Source organism: Prevotella sp. C0026C3 (assembly GCF_056590795.1).
In genome coordinates, this window is the sequence record NZ_JBWPWW010000007.1 from 115218 (window position 1) to 142204 (window position 26987).

21 protein-coding genes and 1 tRNA gene are annotated in these 26987 nt (G+C 45.4%); 8 read left to right on the forward strand and 14 right to left on the reverse strand.

Annotated features, from left to right (window positions below):
* Positions 1–13: 13 nt before the first annotated feature.
* The 7 genes from AC1EK4_RS06340 to AC1EK4_RS06370 all read left to right on the forward strand — a co-directional run bounded on the left by AC1EK4_RS06340 (position 14) and on the right by AC1EK4_RS06370 (position 7031).
* Complete coding sequence (locus tag AC1EK4_RS06340; RefSeq protein ID WP_036897700.1) at positions 14–421, forward strand: ribonuclease P protein component; 408 nt, start codon at positions 14–16, stop codon at positions 419–421.
* Entirely contained in the window at positions 418–669 is a 252-nt protein-coding gene (yidD, locus tag AC1EK4_RS06345; protein WP_036897697.1) for a membrane protein insertion efficiency factor YidD, read from the forward strand. Before AC1EK4_RS06340 ends, yidD begins: the two co-directional genes overlap by 4 nt.
* A gap of 169 nt (positions 670–838) precedes the next feature.
* Positions 839–2140 carry a tyrosine--tRNA ligase gene (tyrS, locus tag AC1EK4_RS06350; RefSeq protein ID WP_480357451.1) on the forward strand — a complete coding sequence of 434 codons (1302 nt, stop codon included), beginning with the start codon at positions 839–841 and terminating at the stop codon, positions 2138–2140.
* Positions 2141–2272: 132 nt separating this feature from the next.
* Entirely contained in the window at positions 2273–2725 is a 453-nt protein-coding gene (locus AC1EK4_RS06355; RefSeq protein WP_198025882.1) for a hypothetical protein, read from the forward strand.
* A 56-nt stretch (positions 2726–2781) separates the two neighbouring features.
* Positions 2782–3195, forward strand: coding sequence for a hypothetical protein (locus AC1EK4_RS06360; protein WP_480357453.1), 414 nt, complete (start codon positions 2782–2784; stop codon positions 3193–3195).
* Positions 3196–3278: 83 nt separating this feature from the next.
* A tRNA-Gln gene (locus AC1EK4_RS06365) sits at positions 3279–3349 on the forward strand.
* Positions 3350–3617: 268 nt separating this feature from the next.
* Positions 3618–7031, forward strand: coding sequence for a glycosyl hydrolase 2 galactose-binding domain-containing protein (locus tag AC1EK4_RS06370; RefSeq protein WP_480357455.1), 3414 nt, complete (start codon positions 3618–3620; stop codon positions 7029–7031).
* Between the two features lie 91 nt (positions 7032–7122).
* Here AC1EK4_RS06370 and AC1EK4_RS06375 read toward each other — a convergent pair whose 3' ends face one another.
* From AC1EK4_RS06375 to AC1EK4_RS06430, 12 genes are all read right to left on the reverse strand, one after another.
* Positions 7123–8046 carry a sugar phosphate isomerase/epimerase family protein gene (locus tag AC1EK4_RS06375; protein ID WP_480357457.1) on the reverse strand — a complete coding sequence of 308 codons (924 nt, stop codon included), beginning with the start codon at positions 8044–8046 and terminating at the stop codon, positions 7123–7125.
* Positions 8047–8058: 12 nt separating this feature from the next.
* Positions 8059–8964 carry a 3-keto-disaccharide hydrolase gene (locus tag AC1EK4_RS06380; RefSeq protein ID WP_036900689.1) on the reverse strand — a complete coding sequence of 302 codons (906 nt, stop codon included), beginning with the start codon at positions 8962–8964 and terminating at the stop codon, positions 8059–8061.
* A gap of 70 nt (positions 8965–9034) precedes the next feature.
* Positions 9035–10519, reverse strand: coding sequence for a Gfo/Idh/MocA family protein (locus AC1EK4_RS06385; RefSeq protein ID WP_480357458.1), 1485 nt, complete (start codon positions 10517–10519; stop codon positions 9035–9037).
* Positions 10520–10585: 66 nt separating this feature from the next.
* Positions 10586–11653, reverse strand: coding sequence for a Gfo/Idh/MocA family protein (locus AC1EK4_RS06390; protein ID WP_480357460.1), 1068 nt, complete (start codon positions 11651–11653; stop codon positions 10586–10588).
* Between the two features lie 26 nt (positions 11654–11679).
* Entirely contained in the window at positions 11680–11874 is a 195-nt protein-coding gene (locus AC1EK4_RS06395) for an alpha-N-acetylglucosaminidase C-terminal domain-containing protein (protein WP_036900693.1), read from the reverse strand.
* Complete coding sequence (locus AC1EK4_RS06400; RefSeq protein WP_062433606.1) at positions 11864–12157, reverse strand: hypothetical protein; 294 nt, start codon at positions 12155–12157, stop codon at positions 11864–11866. Before AC1EK4_RS06400 ends, AC1EK4_RS06395 begins: the two co-directional genes overlap by 11 nt.
* A gap of 570 nt (positions 12158–12727) precedes the next feature.
* The gene (locus AC1EK4_RS06405) at positions 12728–14233 is read right to left on the reverse strand and encodes a sulfatase family protein (protein ID WP_480357514.1); all 1506 of its coding nucleotides are present in this window, start codon (positions 14231–14233) and stop codon (positions 12728–12730) included.
* Between the two features lie 65 nt (positions 14234–14298).
* Complete coding sequence (locus tag AC1EK4_RS06410; protein WP_480357461.1) at positions 14299–16104, reverse strand: RagB/SusD family nutrient uptake outer membrane protein; 1806 nt, start codon at positions 16102–16104, stop codon at positions 14299–14301.
* Between the two features lie 14 nt (positions 16105–16118).
* The gene (locus AC1EK4_RS06415; RefSeq protein WP_480357464.1) at positions 16119–19577 is read right to left on the reverse strand and encodes a TonB-dependent receptor; all 3459 of its coding nucleotides are present in this window, start codon (positions 19575–19577) and stop codon (positions 16119–16121) included.
* Between the two features lie 107 nt (positions 19578–19684).
* Complete coding sequence (locus tag AC1EK4_RS06420) at positions 19685–20668, reverse strand: FecR family protein (protein WP_480357465.1); 984 nt, start codon at positions 20666–20668, stop codon at positions 19685–19687.
* A 66-nt stretch (positions 20669–20734) separates the two neighbouring features.
* The gene (locus AC1EK4_RS06425; RefSeq protein WP_480357467.1) at positions 20735–21331 is read right to left on the reverse strand and encodes an RNA polymerase sigma-70 factor; all 597 of its coding nucleotides are present in this window, start codon (positions 21329–21331) and stop codon (positions 20735–20737) included.
* A 40-nt stretch (positions 21332–21371) separates the two neighbouring features.
* Positions 21372–23444 (reverse strand): glycoside hydrolase family 20 protein, encoded by a 2073-nt coding sequence (locus tag AC1EK4_RS06430; RefSeq protein ID WP_480357469.1) that lies wholly within the window; start codon positions 23442–23444, stop codon positions 21372–21374.
* 415 nt (positions 23445–23859) lie between these two features.
* On the opposite strand from AC1EK4_RS06430, the gene AC1EK4_RS06435 reads away from it, so the two are divergent.
* Complete coding sequence (locus AC1EK4_RS06435; protein ID WP_480357471.1) at positions 23860–24504, forward strand: DUF4476 domain-containing protein; 645 nt, start codon at positions 23860–23862, stop codon at positions 24502–24504.
* Between the two features lie 92 nt (positions 24505–24596).
* Here AC1EK4_RS06435 and rnc read toward each other — a convergent pair whose 3' ends face one another.
* Complete coding sequence (gene rnc / locus AC1EK4_RS06440; protein ID WP_036899958.1) at positions 24597–25685, reverse strand: ribonuclease III; 1089 nt, start codon at positions 25683–25685, stop codon at positions 24597–24599.
* Complete coding sequence (gene fabF / locus AC1EK4_RS06445; RefSeq protein WP_062435755.1) at positions 25675–26937, reverse strand: beta-ketoacyl-ACP synthase II; 1263 nt, start codon at positions 26935–26937, stop codon at positions 25675–25677. Before fabF ends, rnc begins: the two co-directional genes overlap by 11 nt.
* Positions 26938–26987 lie beyond the last annotated feature (50 nt).

A 26987-nucleotide genomic window follows, 5' to 3' on the forward strand; every position in this document is an offset into this window, starting at 1 on the left:
AATTCCTACCCTTATGGCCGAATGCCGTCCTCAGACGTTGACGAAGGCAGAGCGACTATCCAGTAAAAAACAGATAGACAAGCTCTTTTTGGGTGGGCAGAGCCGCTCTATGTCGGCCTACCCACTACGGATAGTCTATATGGTTGAGGAACTGGAAGAACCTGTTGAGGACGCACAAGTAGCCATTTTGGTAAGCGTACCAAAGCGTTGCTTTAAGCGAGCAGTCAAACGCAACCGCGTCAAAAGACAAGTTCGCGAAGCATACAGGCGCAATAAATACACTGTTATAGACCGTTTAGCCGGGCAGCCCAATCGTCGTGTGAGTCTGGCTTTCATTTGGTTAAGCGACACATTAGCCGAAAGTAAGTTGGTAGAACAGCGTGTATGCAACCTATTGACGCGTGTGGCAGAGAAGTTATGAGTACCATCAAAGACATCTTTCACACACTGTTGCACGTTTTGGGTTGGCTTCTGATACTACCCATCCGTTTCTATCAAGCGGCTATCAGCCCCTACACACCACCCTCATGTCGCTTCACGCCTACCTGTTCCGAGTATGCCCGGCAAGCCATCTTGAAGCATGGTCCTTTCAAAGGAGTCGCCTTGGCCATTTGGCGTATTCTGCGTTGCACCCCATGGGGAGGCAGTGGATACGACCCGGTACCCTGAAATACTAAATGAAGAATTGACAATGGATAATTTAAAATTATAAATTGACAATCTGAAAACGACTCGTAAGACTGGAAGAAATAACATTCAAACAAAATATTAACGTTTACAATCAATAAGAGACAAAAGGTTATCATTCTTACCAATTGTCAATTATCAACTATCAACTATGACAAAGAACTTCGTAGAAGAACTGAAATGGCGCGGTATGTTGGCACAGATGATGCCGGGTACCGAGGAGTTTTTGATGAAAGGAACAGTTTCGGCATATTTGGGAACCGACCCCACTGCCGACTCATTACACATCGGCCACCTCTGTGGTATCATGATGTTGCGCCACTTGCAACGCTGCGGCCACAAGCCATATATCCTCGTCGGTGGCGCCACGGGTATGATTGGAGACCCTTCAGGCAAAAGTCAGGAGCGCAATTTGCTTGATGCCAAAACCCTCTATCACAACCAAGAGGCTATTAAAGCACAGGTAGCTAAATTCCTTGACTTCGATTCTGCCGATGAGAATCGTGCCGAAATGGTGAACAACTACGACTGGATGAAAGACTTCACTTTCCTTGATTTCGCCCGCGAAGTGGGCAAACACATCACTGTCAACTACATGATGGCCAAGGATAGTGTGAAGAAACGCCTCAGCGGAGAAGCTAACGACGGTCTTTCTTTCACCGAGTTTACTTACCAATTGCTGCAAGGTTACGACTTCCTGCACCTCTATGAGAAGCATGGAGTGAAACTTCAGCTCGGTGGAAACGACCAATGGGGCAACATGACTACGGGTACCGAGCTTATTCGCCGTACCCTTGGCAACGAAGCAGAAGCTTTCTGCCTCACCTGTCCGCTCATCACCAAAGCCGACGGAAAGAAGTTTGGTAAGACCGAGAGCGGTAATATTTGGCTCGATCGCAACCGTACGACACCTTACGCATTCTATCAATTCTGGCTCAACGTGAGCGATGACGATGCTGAAAAGTACATCAAAATCTTCACAAGTCTTGATAAAGAGACCATCGACGTGCTCGTAGAAGAGCACAAGCAAGACCCCGGTCGTCGCATATTGCAGCGTCGTTTGGCCGAAGAAGTAACCACCATGGTTCACTCTCGCGAAGATTTGGAAATGGCTATCGAGGCAAGTAACATCCTCTTTGGCAAGGCAACGAAAGACAGTTTGGTGAAGCTCGACGAAGCAACGTTCCTCGATGTGTTCAGTGGTGTGCCCACCTATACCATCGACAGCAGCGTACTGGGACAGCCGGCTATCGAAATCTTCTGCCAAGAAGGTATGAATATCTTCCCCAGCAAGGGCGAGATGCGCAAGCTCGTTAAAGGTGGCGGTGTGTCGCTGAACAAAGAAAAGCTCACAGCTTTCGACCAAGTTGTCAGCACCGACGACCTTATCGACGGCAAATACTTGCTCGTACAAAAAGGTAAAAAGAACTACTTCCTCATCACAGTGAAGTAACATTATAGGAGTGTACCCATCATCCGCACCGTGGAGATAGGTACACTTTTGTTTTTATACATCCTCTCTATCCGTATTCCACTACTTAAAATGATTCATCTACACATCTTTAGGAACAATATTAACACATGGATGTTTTCCGTTATTCTACCCCTCATAACCTTTATATTCGCTAGTTCAGTCCATGCAACAACACCTAAAAAGGTTTCATCCAACACCGTTTACCTACGTCCGGGCAATATTGTTTTCATCCAACCCACGCGTGCCCAGCTCAATCATTGGATGGCTGTAGGTAATGCCGACGACCGGGAGACTATCCGCGACATGCGTTATTACGTGAACGAAGCCACCAAATACCTCGACGCTCAAGGCATTGCGAGTACCAAAGAGACCAGCAACAAAAAATTCATCTATGTCAACGGTGACCAAGAAGAGGTTGTAGACTTCCTGCCAGCGGATGCCGGCGGCATCGCTATCTTGTGTTCAAGCAAAGGCTACAAAGTCGTTTCGACCGTAGATTTCGTCCAGTCTTACACTCGTATTATGGACATTCAACCCTCCCAACAGCACTCTTCTTTAGAGTAAAACCTTTAAAACTTAATGATATAAGAGCAGCTTTATTAACCTTCATCATTACAATCATGGCTTTCACTTTTACCACCCCTGCAAAAGCAAAAAGTCCGAAGAGATTTTCTCCAAAAGCCATATTTCTGCATCCGGGAGATATAGCTTTCATTCTTCCAGCCTATGCACAAACCAAACGCTGGGATAAACAAGGGCTAGGCGACTTCTATATTGTAGCTGAGGATATGGATTATTATGGGTACGAAGCCGTAAAATATCTAAAAGAAAACAAAACTCCTTTCATCAAAGTTTCAAATGACGAACAACCGGTCTATGATAATGGAAAGAAACAAAAGATTGTCAGATTCTCACCGGAAGAAGCCGGTTCTCTCGTCGTTTTATGTTCAGAAAAAGGCTATAAGGTTATTTCAACTATAGGGTTTGAAGAGAAATACGAACGCTTTATTGGCAAACCGACCCCTAAGAAATAACCTGTTATCACACGAAATCATAAAAAAGTCAACTAAAAAATTGGTAGTAACACAAAAAACTACTACCTTTGCATCCGCTTAATTGTCCTATGGTGTAATGGTAGCACAACAGGTTTTGGTTCTGTTTGTGGTGGTTCGAATCCGCCTAGGACAACAGAAAAGAGCGTAACAACATTAAGTTTGTTACGCTCTTTTTGTTTTCTTATCTCGCTGCAGGGGCTTTTCAGCAATGCTGCAACGGCCTTTCAACATTGCTGCATGGGCTAGGCAGCATCTCTGCCACGGCTATGCAGTAAATCCTGTTCGCTTATTTTATCTATCAATCAAGAGCTTATTGATTATTTTTATTATCTTTGCACTATCCGTAAAAACTATCTATAAAAGCAATTTACTATATGCACAAACGTTTAATTTTAACTACTATGATGGCTTCAGTGTGTTTACTGGCCTCGGCAAACGGCCATGCCCGTACGCGCGGAATAGGACTCTATCCGGGAAGAGCGTGCGAAAACTTTGCCCCGACAATGGTCGTAGACAACACTTATCGCAATGTAGCCTTGCACAGAGCAGCTATCGCCTCGTCGTCGATAGACTATAATTTGACGGCACAGTTGGCCACCGACGGCATCGCCTCGGTCACAAAACCGACCACACTCACGGTTTCCACACCCGACGGCACGCTCGATCTGCGCAACAAGGAACGTGTGTTCGACCAGAATATCCACACATCCAACTTCCTCAAAGGCGAAGACACCTACATCCAAATGCATTGGGAGGGTATGCAACCGCAAGCTGATTCCATCGCTTTCAATGCCAAAATAGCTTATTATCCCGATAAGGCGACGAAGGGGTACAGCATTGAAATTCTAGGTTCGGACAATGGAACGAAGTGGGAACGCATCTATCTCGATGCCTCCAAGAATCTGCCCGGCATCGCTACACGGCAGATGGTAAGCTCCGATCCCAACAAGCAGACCGATGTAGTACGTCTACCCTTGCGTGCTTTATTGAAGCGTATGCCCATCGGTAGTTTCCATCAAAAATATCTCCGCATACACTTCCGTATGGCAGGCTGTGCTTACTGGGAAGTGAGCAGCATGGACTTTAAGCGAGCAGACCGCATTGTCGAGGTAACACCAGCATGGAATTTCACCAGCGCATGGGTGGCCGACGGCTCACAAGAACAATGGTTGAAAGTGGATTTAGGTACGAAAGTAACCTTTGACCGTGTGCGTCTGCACTGGATAGAAGCACCCCAGCAGGGCAAAATACAGACTTCTCAAGACGGTCATACATGGGCCGATGCAGCTCAACTGATGCCTACGAAGAAAGCCATACAAGATATTTCGTGCAACGGCAATGCCCGCTACGTACGCCTACTACTACAGAAGCCCGGCTCAACACGTCGTTATGCACTGGCCGAAATAGAGGTGATGGGACGTGGCGGCCTCACGCCCAAGCCGGCCAAAGTACGTGGTATGGAAGACGGTCGCTATTGGCTCGACGGTGGAAATTGGCAACTTTGTCGTGCCGGAGATACCCAATGGATACCGGCTACTGTACCGGGCACGGTGCTCACAAGCTATGCTAATATCGGCGCTTTGCCCCCGACCAACTTCGACAATAACCTCCGCCAGGTATCGGAATCATTCTTCAACTCCGATTTCAACTACCGAAACACTTTCACCGTACCTACAGAATACAAGGGCAAACAAGTATGGTTGAACTTCGATGGTATCAACTGGAAAGCCGAAATCAGCCTCAACGGCATCCTCATCGGTAAGATAGACGGCGCCTTCAAACGTGGCAAATTCAACGTAACGAAATATCTCCGAGCAGACGAGAACACCTTGGAAGTAAAGGTAATCCACAACGCCCACCCCGGCATTGTGAAGATAAAGAACGAGGAAAGTACCGACTTGAACGGCGGAGCATTGGGTGCCGACAACCCAACATTCCATGCTAGCATCGGTTGGGACTGGATAACATCGACGCCGGGACGAGAAGTTGGTATTTGGAACGACGTCTTCTTGACTGCTAACGACGGTGTAAGCGTAGCCGACCCAATGGTGACTACAGAACTTAACACGCCTGACACGCTGGCCACAATGACGCCTACCGTGCGCGTAGCCAATAGTTTGAACCGTGCTGTAGATGCTACTATACATGGATGGATTGGTGAAATCAAGTTCAAAAAGCGGGTACATCTCAACGCCAATACCACACAAGACATCAGCTTCTTACCCACCGAATACCCACAACTACGCAACCGCAAGATGCGGCTTTGGTGGCCTAACGGCATGGGCGAGCCCTATCTGTACGACGCAGGATATACCGTAGAGATGGATGGAACGTCTGATTCAATCCGTTACAAAGCCGGTATTCGCCAAGTATCGTATCAAACCATGGATACAGCCTTGCAAATATTCTTCAACGGACACAGGCTCGATCCGAAGGGAGGAAACTGGGGTTTCTCTGAAACCAACCTCAACTACCGTGGCCGCGAATACGATGCTGCCGTGCGATACCATCGCGATATGAACTTCACGATGATTCGTAATTGGGTCGGACAAATTGGCGACGAAGAATTTTATGAGTCTTGTGACAAGTATGGTATCGTGGTTTGGCAAGACTTTTGGCTTGCTAATCCATGGGACGGCCCCGACCCTTATCAGGAGAATATGTTCATGGACAATGCCAACGACTATATTTATCGCATTCGCCAACATGCCTCTATCGGCATCTACGTGGGACGAAACGAAGGCTATCCGCCTGCTACGCTCGACCAAGCACTGCGCAAGAGTATTGCCAAAGAGCATCCGCAACTAGGCTATATTTCCAGTTCAGCCGACGACGGAGTGAGTGGTCACGGTCCTTACTGGGCAGTTCCGGCCGACTGGTACTTCGCTCATACGGGCGAGAAACTACACTCTGAGCGTGGACTTCCCAATATCGTGAGCTACGAAAGTCTTAAGCGCATGCTCGCACCCGAACATCTTTGGCCGCAATCCATTGCTTGGGCACAGCACGACTTCACCCAAAAGGGTGCGCAACGTGGTGCCAGCTTCAACGAGATATTAGCTACCCGATTCGGTCAACCACAGAGTGCCAAGACCTTCACGGAGCAAGCTCAATGGATTAACTACGACCTACATCGCGCCATGTATGAGGCAGCTCAGCAAACAAGACAGGGCATGTTGATGTGGATGAGTCATCCTTGTTGGCCGTCAATGGTATGGCAAACCTATGACTACTACCTCGAACCGACAGCTGCTTACTTCGGTATTAAGAAGGCTTGTGAACCACTTCACGTGCAACTCAACGCCCATACCAAGAATATCGAGGTGGTAAACACCACCTTGCAAGCACATCAAGTGGAGATAGTAGAAGAACAATTCGACATCAGGGGCAACAAGATTAGCACACGTAACCATCGTGCCGACGTGGCAGAAGACCAAACCGTGCGCGTGGCGGAGTTGCTATCGGCCGATTTACCCATCCGACTGGTACGCCTGACACTGAAAGAAAACGGTCGGAAAGTGACCGAAAACTTCTACATCGAGGCTCGCTCGGAAGCCGACTATCAGGCACTGAAAGCATTGCCTGAAGCCAAATTACAATTCAGTCAGCACTTTGAACAGCAGGGAGATGAAATGGTGGGCCACATGACAGCAAAGAACCTGTCGGACGTTCCGGCCTACTATGTACGCTTAAATCTGAAAGGTAATGACGGCGAACAGATTCTCCCCGTGCTCTACGAAGACAATTACTTCACATTGTTGCCGGGCGAAGAGAAGACCGTTAAAGTGAGTTTCCGTGTAGAAGACAGCCATTAAAAAGCACTTTTACACCTATATATAATAGTAAACAAACACAAAAAGTGGAGCTATGCTGATTGCATAGTTCCACTTTCTCTATATAAACATCTTACTTCTGCGTATAGCTTGCCTTCACAAACGGGCTGCGACGCAGATAATTAGCGCATCGTTTCACACCTTCCATGATGTCTATCGTACCATCGGTACCTTCCATCTCGACTACATAACCGTGCAATCCGGCTTCCTTGGCATGCTTGAAGATAGCGTCGAAACCTACCATACCGCTCTTACCAAGCTCATACATGTCTTTAATATGCAACAGTCTGAAACGACCGGGATACTTCTTGAACCATTCCACAGGACTCTGTTGAGCCATCACAGCCCAATAAACATCCATCTGAAAGAAGACATATTCGGGGTTGGTATGGCTTACGAAATAGTTATACCACGCCTCATCACCCACCTCTTGAAACTCGTGTGAATGGCTATGATAGCCATAGAGAAGTCCCGACTCGCGGCACAATTTACCCACAGCATTGTGATAATCGCATAGGGTTTGTGCCTCTTCAAGCGTCTTAGGAACGTCACCCCATGGTGTAACAATATAAGTCATGCCGGCCGCTTTGTGCGCTTTGATAGCCTCTTTCCACCATTTCATGGCCGCAGTGAAGTCGTGATTCTTCACTTCTTCATCGGTCAAGACGCGCGTAGCATGTGAGGACAGTGGCATGAGGCCGGCTACCTGTACGTCGCTTTTAAACTGTTCAGGTGACACACCATAGAATTTTCCATCGCGATAGCTGGCAGCTTCTACTGCCGTATAGCCCATCTGTCGGAGCCGTTGAAAGACTTCCACATGATTCTTGGCATACTTTTCGGCATCGCCTATCAAGTCGCGAACGGAGTAAAGCTGCAATGCCATCTCCTTATTCGGCATAAGCCGATGTTGCCGATGGGCTCGGCGCTGTCCGTAAACAACGCCGGATCCAACCAACAACAGCGCCATACATGAACATAAAAACTTATTGTTCATAGGCCGCAGAGTTTATTTGAGTTCTTTGATACGAACATTGCGATACCATACATCATTACCATGGTCTTGGAAACCGATGTAACCTTCGTGGTTATCGCCACCCATATTGTTGAGCAATGGGAATGCAACAGGGAACTCTCCACCTTCTTTGAACTTGCTATTCTGCAACATTTCGGTCCATTTCGGAGTCCACAAGTGGTATTCCACAACGTTCTTTCCGTTCTGGGCGTGAACCACTGTACCCTGATATACCATAATCTTAGCCGTGTTCCATTGACCGTATGGCTTGGCATTCTGTGGCTTTGCCGGAATCATATCGTACAAAGAGGCAGCCTGACGATTGCCATCTACACCCAACTGAGCATCGGGATGATTGGCATTGTCGAGTATCTGATACTCAGAAGCCGACTGCCAAATGGGAATATAGACATCTTTTCCGTTTTCATTGACGGTGACTTCTTGAGCCAAATAGAACACACCGGAGTTGCCGCCCTTGGAGATTTTGTACTCAAACTGCAATTCAAAGTCCTTAAATTTATGCGCAAAGATGATGTCGCCACCGTCTTCTGCCTGTGCTTCTCCATTGCCTGAACCCTTCAAGTGCATAGCACCGTCTTCTACATTCCAGTTCTTAGGTGTCGCGTCCATGCCATAACCGCGCCATCCGGTCAGCGTTTTACCATCGAACAAGGTGATAAATCCATCCTTATCTTGAGTATATTTACTAATATCAATAATGGTTCTATCGGCTATCTTATAGTCTTTGCCAGCCTCAAGCGTCTTAGTAGAATCGTCATTTGCCCCAGTACATGCCGCACAAGAGCACTTACAATTCGTACAACCACACTTACAAGTCTTGTTACCACACGATGCCAACAGCGTAGCAGCGATGGCAGTTGCTAATAATATATGTTTCATAATTCTTTCAGATTAAGTTTTTTAGTTGATTGATACATAAGATTGTCGTTATATTCGCAATACTTAGTCTTTACAATACAGGCATTTCGGGCAACTTCCAACCACTGCGATAGACCGGTCGAATGAGTCGTGCAGCCAGTTCATTAGCGTCTACCGGCTCACTATAAGTACGATCGAAGGTTGGATGACCGTCGTGAATCTGGAACTTATCTTCGATGATTGAACGAATCTTGGTGCCTGTCGGGATGTTCGTAAACCTCATATTCTTACCATCCCACTTCAACCATTGACCCAATTCTTGCAATCTTACGGCAGCAACACCCATCACTATCATCTCGTTCAGAGGCCCTGACTCGCTGAAATCGGAAGCACTCGGCACACGATTGGCAGCACTTTCCTTACATGCACGAATCCAATCTTGCTGGTGATTGTCATCCTTTACAACGCGCAGACGCTCAGGAACAACCGGCTTTCTACCCGATAAGAGATAAGGATCATGCCCATAACACGGCACCACCATTGTATCTTTCGTGCCGTAGAAGATACAGCAACCATTCACATCCATCTTCTTTCCGAGTGGATGTCCTTCCGGATAATCGGGCAAAAGCCCACCATCGTACCACGTCAATGTACATGCCGGCAGCCCCAAACGAGGCATATTCTCGCGTGCATCAAACTTATAAGTAATCTTTTGTGCCGTCGGACAAGCATCGGTCATAAGCATTGTAGAACTTCCAATGACCTCGCAGGGATAACCTAAGTTCAACCCTTTGAACGCCACTTGCAGTATATGGTTGGCCATATCGCCTAATGCACCGGAACCAAAATCCCACCATCCGCGGAAGTTCCAAGGTGTATAAGATGAATGATAGTCACGATATGGAGCCGGACCAATAAAGGCGTCCCAGTTCAAAGTATCCGGAATGGACATCTTCTCTTTGGGTGCGGCCATGCCTTGTGGCCAAATGGGACGGTCAGTGAAAGCTTCAATGCGTGTTACCTCGCCTATCTCTCCATTCCACAACCAGTTGATGGCCTGTCGAGCACCTGCCGATGACGCCCCTTGATTACCCATCTGAGTAGCCACCTTGTATTTCTTTGCCAAATTGGTAAGCAGTCGTGACTCGTAAGCATAGAGCGTCAAAGGCTTCTCAACATACACATGTTTGCCCGCAGCAATAGCTTCTGCCGCGATGATAGCGTGCGTATGGTCGGCCGTAGCCACCATAACGGCATCGGCACTCTTGAGCATCTCGCTGTACATCTTGCGATAATCGTTGTAGCGTTTAGCCTTCGGATACTTGTCGAAAACGTGTCCGGCGTACTTCCAGTCAACGTCACAAAGACCAATAATGTTCTCTGTTTCCATGGCTTGGAGGTCGGCTGCACCTCTTCCACCGACGCCTACGCCCAGAATATTGAGTTTATCACTGGGCGAAACATGTCCATGTGTCTTGCCCAATACCGTGTTTGGAACGATGCTCGGAGCGATAATCATTCCTGCAAGTGCTGCACTTCCTTTCTTAATGAAGTTGCGTCTTGAGATGTTTGTCATAACTGTTAGAATTAAACTGTGAATGTTTTATGTTTAGATTAGTATCTATCAACGAGACGATAAGCCCTATTTACGGGGCAGAAGACCATATCCATCGGTCATATTTCGGCGACGTTCTCTGATTTCTTCCAATATACCTAGGTCGCCTTTCACTGGTAAATCATGCTCCAGGCTGTCATTGAAAAACGCCCATGAATACTCCGAAGCGATAGCAGCATCGGCAAATGAAGGCAATCGAGAATCACGTTTGCCAGTCAAGATTGACTCCGCCATTAATTCGATAAGTACATCTATGTTTTTCCCACCAAAATCTTTTTCCTCTTCAATGGTCTGCGTGACTCCTCGCAACTCCACCTTTGCCGTGTGGAAATCGTGCGTCATGCGTGCCACTCCTTTCGTGCCAATCACATCGATGTACGAGTTGTGGGTCTGGTCTTTTGACAATTGTCCGTAGACAAAGCCCTGAGTAATATCGAACACCACCCCGTTTTCAAACGTTCCGTGGCACTGTAGCCACCAAGGGTCGCGATAATTCCACATCCTGACGCCTTGCGCGTGCCACGTTTTGTACTCGCTGGCGGCATACCAACGCGCCAAATCCACATAATGCATGCCACAATCATGGAAGCTAGGTCCCTCGGATGAATGGCCTTCGCCCGGTGCCAAGCCCGGCGTCATGTGACAAATGCGCAGGATAGCCAAGTCGCCAATCTCTCCGGAATCAACAAATTGCTTGATCGTATGGTGGTACCAAGCATTGCGAAGATACAGATTGACCGTACAGAAAAGGTCGCTTTGGCTAGCCAATTGCACCACTTCGCGCTCATGTTCTATTGTGTCGGCAATGGGTTTTTCTGCTATCACGTGCTTACCTGCCCGAAGTGACTGTTCTATACGGGCTTTACGATCGCTCGCTACAGCACTCAAGACCACCAAACGTACGGCAGTATCGGAAAATATTTCGTCTGAATCGGCCACGATTTTGGATTCAGGAGAAAGTCGACGAGCCTCGTCCCGGCATACAGGACTGACGTCGCAGATGTAGCAGACTTCGTATTTCGGGTTCTTTTGGAACTCTTGTAAATAGAAGCGTCCCATCCTTCCAAATCCTATAATCGCAACTTGTATCTTCATGTCTATTATCTTTTCCTGTTTTTAATTTATTCTATTATGTTTTTTGTTTCATTGATAAGCTGAATACCATAAGCCACTTTATCGGCTATAGGAGTCACCTTGCTAAATCCTTTCTGCCGTTCTACGAAGTTCTTCTCCCATGCCGGGATGTCGAATTTCGCACCTGTCTTCTGTTGTTCAAAATAGTGTTGCCATCTCGGCAGATAGTAATCACGTATCAAGCCCGACCATATACGAGCAGAATAGTCGTCGACTGGTGGCTTCTATAATCAGTTTATTATGATTCACTTGCTGCTTGAAGGTTTTCAATTCTCCCGTTTTACGCTCCAAAAGTTTCAAACGAACACGGTCATCGTGAGAGAAACGTTGAATCACCTGTGCCGCAGCAGCCACCTTTTCTTTTGAAGATACAGCCCGTTGTGCCCATGCCGAAACCGGCATATACAAGATAAAGAGCACTATATATATAGTACGCGTACGCACAAAAGATAGGCTATTTTTCATTATTCATGGGTTAGAAGGTTCTAATTAAGATTTGTTTTTACAAAGGTATGTATTTTATTGTAATCTAAAGGTCAATGGATGATAAAAATATTTCATAATTTTTGTCAAAGAGTTCAGCATCCAACGTACAAGAAGTAGCCATAAACAAACATTCCCCCTCAATGCTATTGCACTTCTTATAACCACTTACCAACAAGAAATACACTCACTTCTCACTCCTAACTAGCCTACTTGTCAACTAGAAATAAGCTCCCTCTTCTTGGGAAAGAAGAACTTATAAAATCAAGAATTTATCAACTCAGTTTACTGCCTCGGCTTAGCAACCATGCTGTCTCGGCTTTTCAGCAATGCTGAATGAGCGATGCAGTGTTGCTGGCAAACCACTGCAGCAAATTAAATTCTTTTTGTCTTAAGGTTATAGATTATCGCATTGGGATTTAAGAAAGGCATAATCACTCTATAACAATGAGGATATAGGGAAATATAAAAATCCCGGTTACTCTCCTTACGATATACTTAGAATATACCAATAAGGTGAATAACCGGGATTATCTGTTTGAAAACGTCTCGCTATTCTGTGACGTTCGTCTCGTTGTATTGCTCCCTGAGTCGTGCTAACTCTTTCTTGAGTTTCTTCGTAAGCTTCTCGAAACCGGGCTTACCATAGAGGTTGTGCATCTGCTCGGGGTCTTTCTTCAGGTCGTACAACTCCCATGTATCGATGTCGTTATAGAAATGGATGAGCGTATAACGGTCGGTACGCACACCATAGTGGCGACATACGGAGTGCTCGGCAGGATACTCATAATAGTGGTAATAGAGCGACTTGCGCCAGTTCTTAGGCTTCTCACCCTTCAACAATGGCAACATAGAAACGCCTTGTATATCCTTAGGCACATCAACACCAGCTACCTGTAAGAATGTAGGAGCGTAGTCGATGTTCTGTACCATCTGCTCTATATCGCCACGCTTGCCGTTGGGATAATAAACCAAGAGCGGTGTGCGGAACGATTCTTCGTACATGAAGCGCTTGTCGAACCATCCATGTTCGCCTAGATAGAATCCTTGGTCGGATGTATAGACTATCATGGTGTTGTCAAGCATATCATGTTGACGCAGATAGTCAATCACTCTGCCCACATTTCTGTCCACACTACGGATGACACGGAGGTAGTCGTGCATGTAGCGTTGGTACTTCCACTCAGCCAAAGCACGTCCCGAAAGACCGTCCTTCTTAAACTTCTGTATGATGGGGTCGTAGTGTTTGTCCCACTGTGCACGCTGCGAGGGAGTCATTCGGGCATAGTTGGCGCGTCCCCACTTCTCCAGTTCGGGATTGGAATGTATCTCGTTTTCCTTGTCAGCCATCTTCAAGTCATACACCAAGTCCATGTCCTTGATGATGCTCATCTCCTGTTTGGCGGCCGCCTTGCGACCTTTATAGTCGTCGTAGAAGGTCTTGGGCATGGGGTAAACGCGGTCGTTGAAGGCATCCAAATCACAGGTGTCGGGCATCCAAACACGATGAGGTGCCTTGTTATGGATGAGCAAACAGAAAGGCTTATTGGGGTTGTGACGCTTGTCCAACCAGTCCAATGCCAAGTCGGTGGTGATGTTGGTGACGTATCCGGGCAGTCTTACACGCTTGCCATTGTCGATGAAATCGGGGTTGTAATATTCTCCCTGACCAATAAGGATATTCCAGTAATCGAAGCCGGTGGGATTGGATGAGAGGTGCCACTTACCCACAATAGCCGTCTCATAGCCTGCTTTCTGCAGCAATTTCGGATAAGTCTGCTGGCTTCCGTCAAACCTCTTGGTATTGTCGGTGAACCCATTTGAATAGCTATGTTTACCGGTAAGCATGCAGGCACGCGACGGTCCGCTGAGTGAATTGGCCACGAAGCTGTTGGTAAAGCGTACGCCATGCTGAGACAACCAATCTAGATTAGGAGTCTTGATAAGGCTTGAATCGTAGGCACTGATGGCTTGATAGGCATGGTCGTCGCTCATGATGAATACGATATTCATAGGCTTCTGAGCACGATTTTGAGCCATCATGCTGGCCGGAGACATAGCCAATGTCAGACCGGCAAGAGATAAAGAAAACGTTGTGTTCATATGTTTATATTATTGTTATACTATTCCCATCCGGGATTTTGAGTCCATTGTCCGTTTGTCAACGACAACATTCTCGATTGGATTGGCAATAAATAATCTCTATGCACGTTGAAAGCCCACCCTTTTTCGTACCCAGAGGGGTTGATAGGCAGGATGTAACGGTAGGTATCACCGGCTTTTCCTGTGAGATACAAGTTATTACCGGAAGCCTTGTCATAAACCAATTTATCACCATAGGCAGCATTGTTCTCCAAATTACTGCCCACAAACATCGCTCCAATAGCACGCTTTCCAACGATTAACTCGTCGGCTGCTGCCCAACGCATGATGTCGTCCAGTCGTCTACCCTCGCATGCAAGTTCGACTCTTCGTTCTCTTCTCACAACTTGGATATACTTATCTAAATGTGAGAACGGATAATCTGTCGATGTATTATATTCCCTATCAAAATTTATAACAGGCATGCCTACGCGATCACGAAGTGGTTTGAGCAATGAGATAATCTGTTGTGCATTAGCAGAACCATCGAGTTCGGCAAGTGCCTCTGCGTAGTTGAGAAGAATATCTGCATATCGATATTGTATAGCGGGGGTGCTTCCTTTGTACTCTGCATCCAAGTTACCCTTGTAATCTATCTGTACAAATTTGAGCAAAGAGTATCCTGACTCGTTCTTATTATATCCGGAACCGGTCAAAGGTGGTACTACATAGGGTGCTTGATCGGGACGTAATACCTGTCCCGGCATACAAATAGTCTGGCAAAGGCGAGGGTCACGCAATGTGGGGTTCAGTTCTTCGCCGAATGTTTTCTTGGCATTGACAACCTGTTCACCGATAAACGGCTTACCATCTATCGTCAGATAATCGTCGACCAAAGATGCATTGACACCTGTACCACCACCACCTTGATTCAAGTAGCGGTCTACACTGTTACCAATATTGTTACCATCATAACGTTTAAACCACAACACTTCAGGATTTGAACTTAAATCCTCGGTCTGGAATATAACTCTGTAATCGTTCAGAGGATTGCCTGCTGAATAGATTTTCCAAACTCCGCGGTCTACCACAGCCTTACATGCTGCAACACATTGCTTTAAATAATCGGATATCTTCTCGTCGGTTACCCCCGGTGTAAAGAATTCATCTTTCTTCTGTTTATGATATTTCTCCCACGTTCCTTCGTACAATGCAACTTCGCCCTTGAGCGCTCTAGCCACGTCTTGATGGACTCTCATGGTGGCAGAAGACTTCTGTTGACGTAAATTAGCAATAGCCTTGTCAAGGTCGGCAAGGATACTATCAGCAATCACTGTACGCTCTTGACGTGGTAGATTCATCACTTCGGCAGTTGGATCTAGCGGTTTACTAACCCAAGTGAGCTTACCATATTTCTTAAACAACTGGAAATAATACCATGCGCGGAAGTAATATGCCTCGCCAACACACTGCTTATAGTCTGCCGAACTGGTATTGGCTACATGGTTAAAATTGTTGATGAGGAAGTTGACATTGCGAATATAGGTGTATTCTGTCATCTTTGTGGCATTGCTAAGTGTCAATGCACCGTTCAAACGAGAACTTACCGAACTATTTGACATATTGTCGCTATTCAAGTCTCCATTTGCTATATAGCTTCCCCCCCAATCATATCCTTGATTCCTGACACCGGTTTGATAGAATTGGTCAAGGTAGCTAGACATCTCACCGACCGATGAGAATGGATTCACCGTGGATAATTCTCCTTCGGGAGACTTCGATAAATCATAGCAACCTGTTAATGTTGCCGCAGCAAAAACTGCAATACAAATATTATATAGTTTCATGATAATCTATATTATTATAAGTTTACGGATAGGCCAACAGATATAACTTTGTTCATAGGATAGTTCTTGCCACCCTCAGAACTATAATCATTAGAGGTAAAGATGGCTTCGGGGTCGAACATACCCATCAGTTTGGTAAAGGTCAAGAGGTTCTCTCCCGTTACAAAGACTCTCACTTGAGACAGGTGAGCCTTTGTCAACCAAGCAGCAGGAAGGTTATAACTCAATGTAATATTTTTCAAACGACAGTACGCTGCATTCTGTAAATAACGATCGGTTGTGCGAGCTGAAGTCTTTGCATTGTACGAACCCACTCCACCGGCTGTGTTGATATACGGCTTAGGATAGTAAGCTCCCTTGTTGTCTTCGCGCCAATAGTCGAGATGTTGTTTGAATACAGTGACTTGAGCATACGAACTACTACCCCAGAAGTAGACACTTCCGGTCGGATCCCAATCACGTTTTCCAACACCTTGGAACATTACGCTTAGGCTCAAACCTTTCCAAGAAATCTGTCCATTCAATGTATATTGGTATCTAGGTGTCGTATTTCCTACGATTGTCAAATCGCCCATATCGCCCAATACGTTCTTGCCGTTGTTCACTTTACCGTCATCATTGAGGTCGCGGAAGTTCACATCGCCGGGTGTCCATGCTCTTGGGGTGAAGAAAGACATATCATGTGTCTTATTATACTTGTCTGCCTCTTCAGCTGTTTGAATCAAACCATCGGTCTTATATCCCCAAATTTCACCCACCTTGCGACCAGTATACCAGTTGGAAGCAGGTGCTGTTCCGGTCGGGTTAGCATATTCTGTTACCACAGAGGTTGCATCTGAGAGAGAGCCACCAATTTGATAATCAATCTCTTTAGCAATCTTTCCACGGTAGGACAAAGTCAATTCCCATCCACGGTTGCGCATACTTGCATTATTGGTTTGTGGTGCTGCTGCACCAAAGAAGTCGGGGAAATCGACTCCGGGCCCCAACATATCTTTTGTCTTACGCTCGAAGATGTCGAAGCTACCTGTCAATTGATTACCAAAGAAACCAAAGTCTAGACCGATGTTCTTACTATTCACCTTCTCCCAAGTGGTTGCCGGATTCACTACACCGGGTGCTAACAAGTACACATGTCGGCCATCGGGGAAGATGTAGTTACCCAGTCCGCTGCTGAATGCCATTGTAGAAGCAAAAGTATAGAGAGCTGCTCCCGACTGATTACCAAGTAAACCGTAAGATGCACGAAGTTTAAGATGAGAGACAACATTGGTCAACGGTTCCATAAACTTTTCTTGCGTGATATTCCAACCCAATGAAATAGAAGGGAACCAACCCCATCGATGACCAGCCGCAAAGCGAGAGGAACCGTCGTAACGACCATTGATTTCTACGAGATAACGGCTCTTATAGTCATAGTTGATACGTCCGAAGAAGCCTCGTGTAGCCCATCCGTTACGTGTATCTACCACAGAACGGTCGCCTGTGCCGACTCCTACGTTCGGATTTGCGGTAGAATATAATCCAGTAATTACATTCTTCAGGTAATCATAATTGGAGTTTTCCTCTTGATATCCAGCCATTAAGGTGAAGTTATGAGCATTGTTCAAAGAGAATACATAGTTACCATACAGACTCAAAGTCTGGTAATGGGTATGCGAATTGGCACGTGTGAACTTTCCATCAGCAGTAATATCCAATTCATCGCGTACACCTTTGGAGGTCGAAACACCGTCGGCTCCATAGATAAGCGGTGCAACATTTTCTGCCATATAGTTGTTAGCAATCAACTTATAGGTATAGTTCATATAGACATTGAAGTTTTTAAATGGCTTCAGGTTGATTCCTCCGGTTAGATTCATCATGTCTCTCTTGTTCTTAGTGAACGTTCCGCTCTGCAAATAGGGAACCATTGAGAGTTCGGTAAAGTGTCCGTTAGGGTCTATCGGAGAAATTGTCGGGCGGAATCTTGCTAATGAATGGAAGAACCCATCGCCTATACCACCATCGCCAAAAGGCGTGTTATTCACTGAATGGCTAAATTTCAAACCAACTTGCAAGCTCAACCATTTAGTCAGTTCCGAATTTATGGTAGAAGAAACATTCAAGCGTTCGTAGTTGATTTTGGCATAACGCAAGATACCATCTTCCTTTAAATAACCAGTAGAAACATAATATTGTGCACTCTTACCACCACCGCTGAAGCTTAAATTGTGCTGTTGTCTGATAGCATGGTCTTTATAGTGCAACTTGAAATAGTCCACATTGCCTATACCTTTCTCCGAGTTCTCGAAGGCAGGATTCATACTTGCATTCGCTGACAACTCATGCCAAGGGTTCACACTCGAAGGATCATTGATGTAAGATTGCAATTCTTTCATTTTTTCTTCGCTGTATAGACGAGAAGAACCGGCATTGGCAACACCCGCATTCCAATATTGTGCAAAGGCATAAGAGTCTACCATTTCCGGCAATACCGTTGGTGAACTCCAGCCCACAGAGCCTTGATAATTGGCACGCATGGTTCCCTCTGTACCTTTCTTCGTCGTTACCAATATCACACCATAAGCTGCTCGCGCACCATAGATGGCACAAGCCGATGCATCTTTCAACACCGAAAGACTCTCTATATCATTTGGATTGACGTCAGAGAGATTCATTTCTATACCATCGACAAGTACATAAGGATGACCAGTATTAGACAGGTTGCCTTGTCCACGCAGTGTTAACGTACCTGTGGCACCCGGTCTTCCTGCGTTATCATTGGTTACCAACAAGCCCGGAACTAATCCCTGTAAACTTTGGGAAGCATCGGTTACAGGTCGCAACTGTAAATCTTCGCCTTTTACCGATGATACCGAACCTGTCAAGTTTACCTTTTTCTGGACTCCATAACCTACCACTACAACTTCTTCCAAGGCTTTGGTGTCCTCCAACATCTTCACAGTCAAAGCCTTATTAGGAACTGCTTTCACCGTCTGACTTTGATATCCGATATACGAAACTTCCAAATCGGCTCCTTGATGAGCCTCTAAAGCAAAATTACCATCTAAGTCTGTAATCGTACCGGCGCTTTCTCCTTTTACTTTAACAGTAGCTCCAATGATGGGTTCGTTATTGTTATCAACGATCTTACCGGTTATCTTGTGTTTTACACTACCGGTTTGCAAGGTCGATTTTCGACTAGACAACTTTGAAATAATAATCGACTTACCTTTAATCTCATAAGTGAGATTCTGCCCAACAAGTATTTGGTCAACAGCTTGACCTACGGTTGTAGCATTTACATTTACAATACCAGAGGTGTTCACATCAGACTCTTCGTAAATAAAGGAATAACCGCTTTTCTGATTTAAGGCGGTCATAGCCTTCTTGACTGAGACTTTTTGCATTTTAAGGCTCACTGCTTGGGCAAATACCACTAGCTGACAAGCAAGAGCACAACCTATCAAAACGACTTTCTTAAGGTTCATAGTAAAGACATATTAAAGATATTAAACTTATTGTTTTTGCTTTTTGCACTAACTATAACTAAACCCTGTTCATGCTGGTTGAGAATTTTAAAGGTTGATATTTTGGATTAATAAAAGGTCACTTTCTTACCTTGTACACGGTAATGTATTTTATTGGTTGCTACAAGTGCATCCAAAATGTCACGCAAATGTGCTTCTTGGGTGTTGAAACTACCGTGGAATCGCAATTGGTAGAGAGCATCATTGGCCACTATAACCTTTATATTGTAGTTGCGTTGCAACTTCTTGGCTATCTCATTCAGGGCATCGCCATTAAAGATAAGCATATTATTTTGCCAATCCTGATAATCATTTTCGGCATTATTAATCGTCAACTCACCAGTTTTCTTATCCAGTACTGCTTTCTGTCCGGGTGCTAGAAGTTGATTATTTTGATAATTCATAAAGTTGTCTAGCGACACTTTTCCTTCTGTCAAAGTAACGATAGCCTCGTCATCATCAGCATAATCACAGAAATTAAACTTTGTTCCAAGGTCGTTCACTCGAAGGTTTGTAGAGTTCACACTGAAAGGTTTGTCCTCTTGGTGTTTCACTTCAAAATAGGCTTCACCCATCAAATTTACCTCACGCTTGTCTACACCAAAACCTTGAGAGTATGTTAGTTTGGAGCCGGAATTAAGCCATACTTTCGTTCCATCAGGCAAGTTCAGCTTCAAGCGCGAACCAGCAGGTGCTTCAACGGCAATATCTGCAAAGTTAGATTTGATATTCGATTCACCTGTTTTATATGATAATACCGACACAACAAATAAAGCAATGGCTGCCGCTGCATAATATAGATAGCGGTAACGGTGCGTAGTTACAGGCTCACTTTTCTTAATACGCGAAAGGAAAGTTTGATAAGCAGCCTCTACATCAAACTTTGGCGACGGCGAAGTAGATGTCCATATCTCACGCCATTCATAATAATATTGTTTATTCTCTTTCGAAGCACGTAGCCATGTTTGCAACTCTTTCGCTTCTTCTTGCCCCATTTCTCCACTCAGAGATGCTATAATGAGGTCTTTTATATGTTCACTTATTTCTACCATAGGATTTAATTCTATTAACAAGACGATAGAATTTATCGTATGGGTAGTCTAAATATGAACTTTTTTCTAAAAATGTAAAAAGAAGAAAACTATTGCTGTGATGAGATATTTATGCAAGTCTTCACGCAATTGTGCTAATGCTTTCTTCATGTGATACTTCACTGTATTCTCTGAAATGCTTAAAATACGAGCTATTTCCTCATAAGATTTCTGTTCTAGCCGACTCATTCTGAATATCCGTTGGCATTCCGCCGGCAGTCGACAGATAGCCTTTTGTATTTCTCCTTCGAGTTCTTGAGCGAGTAATTTGCCTAAAGGATACTGCTCAGCTTGCAAATATCCAATGACAGGAATATCTACCGAACTCACTCCGGATATACGTATTTCTTTCCGATTATAATTTGATTTGAGATAATCAAGGCATCGATAGCGAACACTTGTAACCAGATAATTACGTAAAGATGATGTGATATTCAGCGATTCTCTAATCTCCCAAAGATGAAATATCACATCACCCACGATGGTTTCTGCCAAAAATTGGTCGTCGACATACTGCATAGCCACACGACACAACACCGTATAATGATGTTTGTATACATATTTATATGCAGCCTCTTGACCTTGGCGTAGTTGTTCTATAATCAATACTTCCGTGCGTTCCATCTATTCAGATGATTTTGTTTTGCCATGATTGCCCATACATTCACCCCCTTCTGTTCACCATTACTTCGTCGCAGAAGATGAAGCCGCCTTGTTTAGGGGCGCGGGTTGTGACTTTTACATATCGTCCTTTGGCCTTTCCTTGCCATGTATATGGGCGCACGAAATAACGGGTAGAGTCGTCCTTGAAGGTTTGCTTGTCTATTTCTTCAAAGTTTTGCCCATCAGTTGATACAGCGACGGTTACCTCAGCGGGGAAGAAAATCTCCGGACCACGGAACTGTAAGAAGTCGGCCGACACATTATTAATGTCCATCTCTTTCTGTAAATCAATGACGATGCTCAATCTGCCTGCTTGAATAAAGCCCTGCCAACCATTATCTTTGAAACTCCAGTCGCCCATTTTTCCATCGACTAGTGTACCATTCCCCGTTCCGGCATAGCGTGGTGAACAAGGCGACAGGTAGGTCACCGGTTTGCCAATGGCATCGTGTACCACCGCTGACGTACTCTCATTCCTATCTCCCAACTCGTTCTGTAAGTCGTAAGGAGCATATCCATCGCGTTTCATCCGGGCAATCAGACCGAGCGCACGAGTCTTGAAGTCGCTATAATCCCGGGCAGGTGAACTCCATCCTGCCTCTGCTACGGCAAACAAACGAGGGTAAATCATGTCTTCGGCACGCTCCTCTGTGTCCACTCTTTCAGTCCACAGGTTACCTTGTACACCCCATATATTCTTTGCTTCGGGCTTGTTTTGATAATCAATGGGTATCGGGTCGAACTTGTAGGCCGACTTCAAAGGCGTATAGCCCAATTGTCCTCGCTCGTCGGTAGCTGGATTACATTGGAAATAATCAAGGTAGTAGCATTCCGTAGGCGACATGATAACCTTTGAATCTTTGGCAGCTTTGAAGCCCATATCGGCTCCACGCCATGCCATGACGGCTGCGCCATCGGGCGTACCACCCGTTGTTATCTCGTCCCAACCTATCATCTTGCGCCCATGACGATTCAAAAAAGCGTTCACACGCTTCATCATGTAGGCCTGTAATTGTTCTTTTGACTGCAGATGCTCGTCGTTCATGCGCTTTTGACAACGCTCGCACGTCAGCCAATTCTTTCCCGATGCCTCATCACCGCCTAGATGTATGTACTCGGAAGGGAATATATCCATGATTTCTTTCAACACTCCTTCGATGAATTCAAAGCTTTTTTCGTTTCCGATACACAAGTCAGAGGCTCGCTCACCGGTACACGAAAGCTGTGGATAGGTGCTTGTCACTTCGTTGTTATGGCCGGGAATCTCCAACTCTGGAATCACCGTGACACCCCGTTCAGCCGCATATCGCACAATATCGCGCAACTCTTGTTTCGTATAATAGCCACCATACGCCCCCGGTGTGTCCTTGGTACAATAGTTCATACCCGACGCACGCCACTGCTCCCAGTTTGAAGTGGTTCGATAAGCAGCCTTCTCCGTCAGTTCGGGATAATGCTTGGTCTCGATGCGCCACCCTGCTTCGTCGGTCAGATGCAGGTGTAGTCGATTCATCTTCAATCTTACAAGCATGTCAATCTGCTTCTTGATGAAGTCAGTAGTCCATATATGGCGCGAGCAATCGAGCATCATACCGCGATAAGCAAACCGTGGTGTGTCCTCTATATGCACATATCTCACGGTACCGTCTGCAGCCGTTAAGTTCCTTAATGTCTGTAATCCATACTGCAATCCGGCTTTGGATGGCGACAGAATCTCAATGCCTCGTTCCGATACGTCGAGCGTATAACCCTGTAAATACCGGTTGAATGGCACGGTGTTCATCTCGTTCGGTTTGCCCGTCTGAATCAATCTGATGATTTGGTTACCATTCCTTGTTCGCGTTTTCTTCAATGGAGCAGAGGTGACTTCGCCTAACCAATATCGTATCGTCTTCAAATTTTTACGCGACAAGTTGCTATATAAGCGCGTCTCATTGTCTATTTTGAACTGTCCGTCACGGTAAACTACTGTGTGAGGCTTGGGTATAATACCCTGTGCAACGGCCGAAATCGTTGGGAACAATAACAATATACCTAGTAAAAATAAGGAAGTTGATAGTTTGAATTGTTTCATCGTATGGTATTTTTGACACCTACAAAGATACAATTTCTCATCCAATTATGTTTCGCGTTCAGTAGAATTAATATACAATAGTGGTTTTCTTCCTTTTCGAGGAATCATTGGTCATCGGCCGAATAGTCGTTGTCGGCGTAGCCAGTGCAACGGAAACACAGGAGGTAATGGGCGGGATGGGAGTATTTCCTCTTGCAATATAAACCTTTCTGCCTACATATGTCTTTCTATTCCAGTTTTCTCTACACATTAAAATAGGAAATTCCACCTCACAGATTAGGGATTTCCCATCTGCAAAAGGAGAAATTATCTCTATCTTTGCATAAGTTATTCAGCACTCGACAGCTTGAAAATAAATTTTCATAGCACCCGTTAGTGCTATCTGTGTACAATGTTCAACTAAAATACCACGACGATGAAACAAGTAAGACTCAAGGCTTTGGCCACGCTATTATTATTGTTGATGTTTCCGATATGTATGGAAGCAAAAAGATTTGATGAGATAAAATTGGGTATGACCCAATCAGAAGTACGTGCATTAGTAGGTAAGCCGAAGTTTAAACGCATGAATTACGATTCGGAACAATGGGAATACCACTCGCTGAAACTGGACGGTTCGGTGGTTTATATTACGACCGTGGACTTCGCGAACAACCATGTGGTAGCATGTAACTCATACGAACGCCCCAACACTTCAATAGATTATACACCCCAATACCAAATTCCATTGCCCTATGGTAGGATGCCCATGTATCGCAACGTGATGGATGATGCCGATTTTAATGTGTTCTATCGGTATGTAGTCAATGAGACTTTCGACGACAACAAGTTGAAACTTATCACAGTGGGAAGTCTGAATGGTGGTTTCAGTTGTCGGCAGTGCGCTCGCATGATGGATGTTTTTAACTTCGACGATAAGAAGTTGAAAGTGATTAAAATCATGGCTCCACGACTTGTAGACCGCATGAATGCTACGATAATATTATCGAAGCTCACTTTCGAGTCGAGCAAGGAAGAGGCTGCCAGAATGCTAGGAATTCCTTGGGGGAATATGAGGTAGGAGATAAAAGATGATAGGCTGTAATAAAGAATAAAAACGCGACAAGCACTAAAAAGCTTGTCGCGTTTTTATATATAGATACGAGTTCGTATTTACTGTATTTCATTGAAAGCGGCCTCTTCGGCAGCTTTGATAATGTCTTCTTTGCTTTGCGGACCAGCACTGATGTCACTCAGGTCGAATTCATCGGTATCCGTTGTTTCTTTCTCAACCGATTTTACTTCGTTGTCTGAGCGATACATGGGCGGACGACGCTTGTTTCGACGTGGTTTATCGTCGAATACTTCCTCGCGGAACGTGTTCTCGTGCTTCTCTACCGATGCTTTTTCGTCAATATCTTTAGTGATGATGAAGTCATCTTTAGCCTCTGTGGTCGGCACGTTCTCTACAGGTTCTTCCTCCATCTTGGTACGATTGGTCTTCGCAGCAAATACTTCGTCGATGAACTGAGGTTCACGACGCAACTTCTCCAAGGTGAGCTTGCTGGCCAGTTGCTGGCTTTCTTTCTTGCTATAGCCATTGCCCGAACATCCTTGTATACCTTCCAAAAGCACCTCGTAGCTGAAAGTAGGACTACCATTGTCGTCTTTCTTCTGATTGAGCATCTTGAAGTCGAGCTGCACTCGATTCTTCTGACTCCACTCAATGAGCTTGCTCTTAAAGTTCACCTCTTTGTAGGCTACCTTGTCAATGTTGATCATCTCGGACAAAATGCGGTTCTTCATGAATGCCATACAGGCATCGTAACCGCGGTCAAGATAGATAGCACCGACGAGAGCTTCGAAAGCATTTCCTCCCATATAGCTGTTGTGAGAAGAACTGCGTCCGCTAGAAAGGATGAGTTTGCTTAGTCCTAACGACTGAGCGAGCTTATTTAGCGTGTCGCGTTGTACGAGTTTGGAACGCGTGTTGGTGAGGAATCCCTCACGTTTTCCGGGGAAATGCTGATAGACAATGTCTCCAACGATAGCGTCGAGGATAGCATCTCCGAGGAATTCTAGGCGTTCGTTGTTGATGGGTTTACCCTTAGCGTTGCGTCGCATCACACTCTTGTGCATCAAAGCAAGCTTATAATAACTGATATTGTGAGGGTAAAAGCCTATGATATTGCGCAAGGAAGAAAAAAGCTCCTTTTCCTTTCGGAAAGGGAGCTTGATTCTATCAATAAGATTATTCAGCATATTTCTTGAACACTACACAGCAGTTATGACCGCCAAAACCGAAGGTGTTGCTCAGTGCTACACGCACTGTGCGCTTCTGAGCTTGGTTGAATGTGAAGTTCATATTGTAGTCGATGTTCTCGTCTCTATCGTCCTCTTCGTGGTTAATCGTTGGAGGAATGATATCGTTTTGAACTGACAATACACATACCATAGCCTCTATTGCACCGGCAGCACCCAACAGGTGACCGGTCATAGACTTGGTTGAACTGATATTCAACTTATAAGCTGCATCGCCAAACGCTTCCTTGATGGCCTTAGCCTCAGAAATATCACCTACCGGAGTAGATGTTCCGTGCACATTGATATAGTCTACATCTTCCGGATTCAAGTGGGCATCTTCGAGCGCATTCATCATTACGAGCTTAGCACCAAGGCCTTCCGGGTGGCTGGCTGTGATGTGATAAGCATCGGCGCTAGCACCTTCGCCCACCATCTCAGCATAGATTTTAGCGCCACGAGCCTTTGCATGCTCCAACTCTTCGAGTACCAAACAGCCGGCACCCTCGCCCATGATGAATCCATCGCGACTTGCGCTGAATGGACGAGAAGCGTGTTCGGGATCGTCGTTGCGTGTAGAAAGTGCGTGCATAGCGTTGAATCCGCCTACGCCACATTCGCAGATAGCAGCCTCGGCGCCACCACTTACAATAACGTTTGCTTTACCCAAGCGAATCAAGTTGAACGCATCAGCGAGTGCATTGCTTGAAGATGCACAAGCAGATGTCGTGGTAAAGTTAGGTCCATGGAATCCAAAGTGGATTGAAATCTGTCCTGAAGCGATGTCGGCAATCATCTTTGGGATGAAGAAAGGACTGAATTTAGGGCCGTTTTCGATGTTCTGACCGTAGTAAGTCACCTCGTCTTCGAAAGTCTTAATACCGCCGATACCTACACCGTATACCACACCGATACGGTTTTTATCTTCGTTTTCCAAGTCCAAACCTGCATCTTTTACACCCTGAATGGCGCTAATCATAGCCAATTGAGTGTAACGATCGAGCTTGCGAGCTTCTTTACGATCGATGTAATCGTTCACGTTGAGGTCTTTAACCTCGCAAGCAAACTGTGTCTTGAACTTAGAAGCGTCGAATGATGTAATAGGAGCGGCACCACTCTTACCTGCCAACAAGTTGCTCCAAGTTTCTTCCGGAGTGTTGCCAACGGGCGTTACTGCGCCTAAACCTGTTACTACTACTCTTTTTAACTCCATTATTCAGAAAGTATTTATTGAATCAATAGCAAATATTTATGGTTGACGGC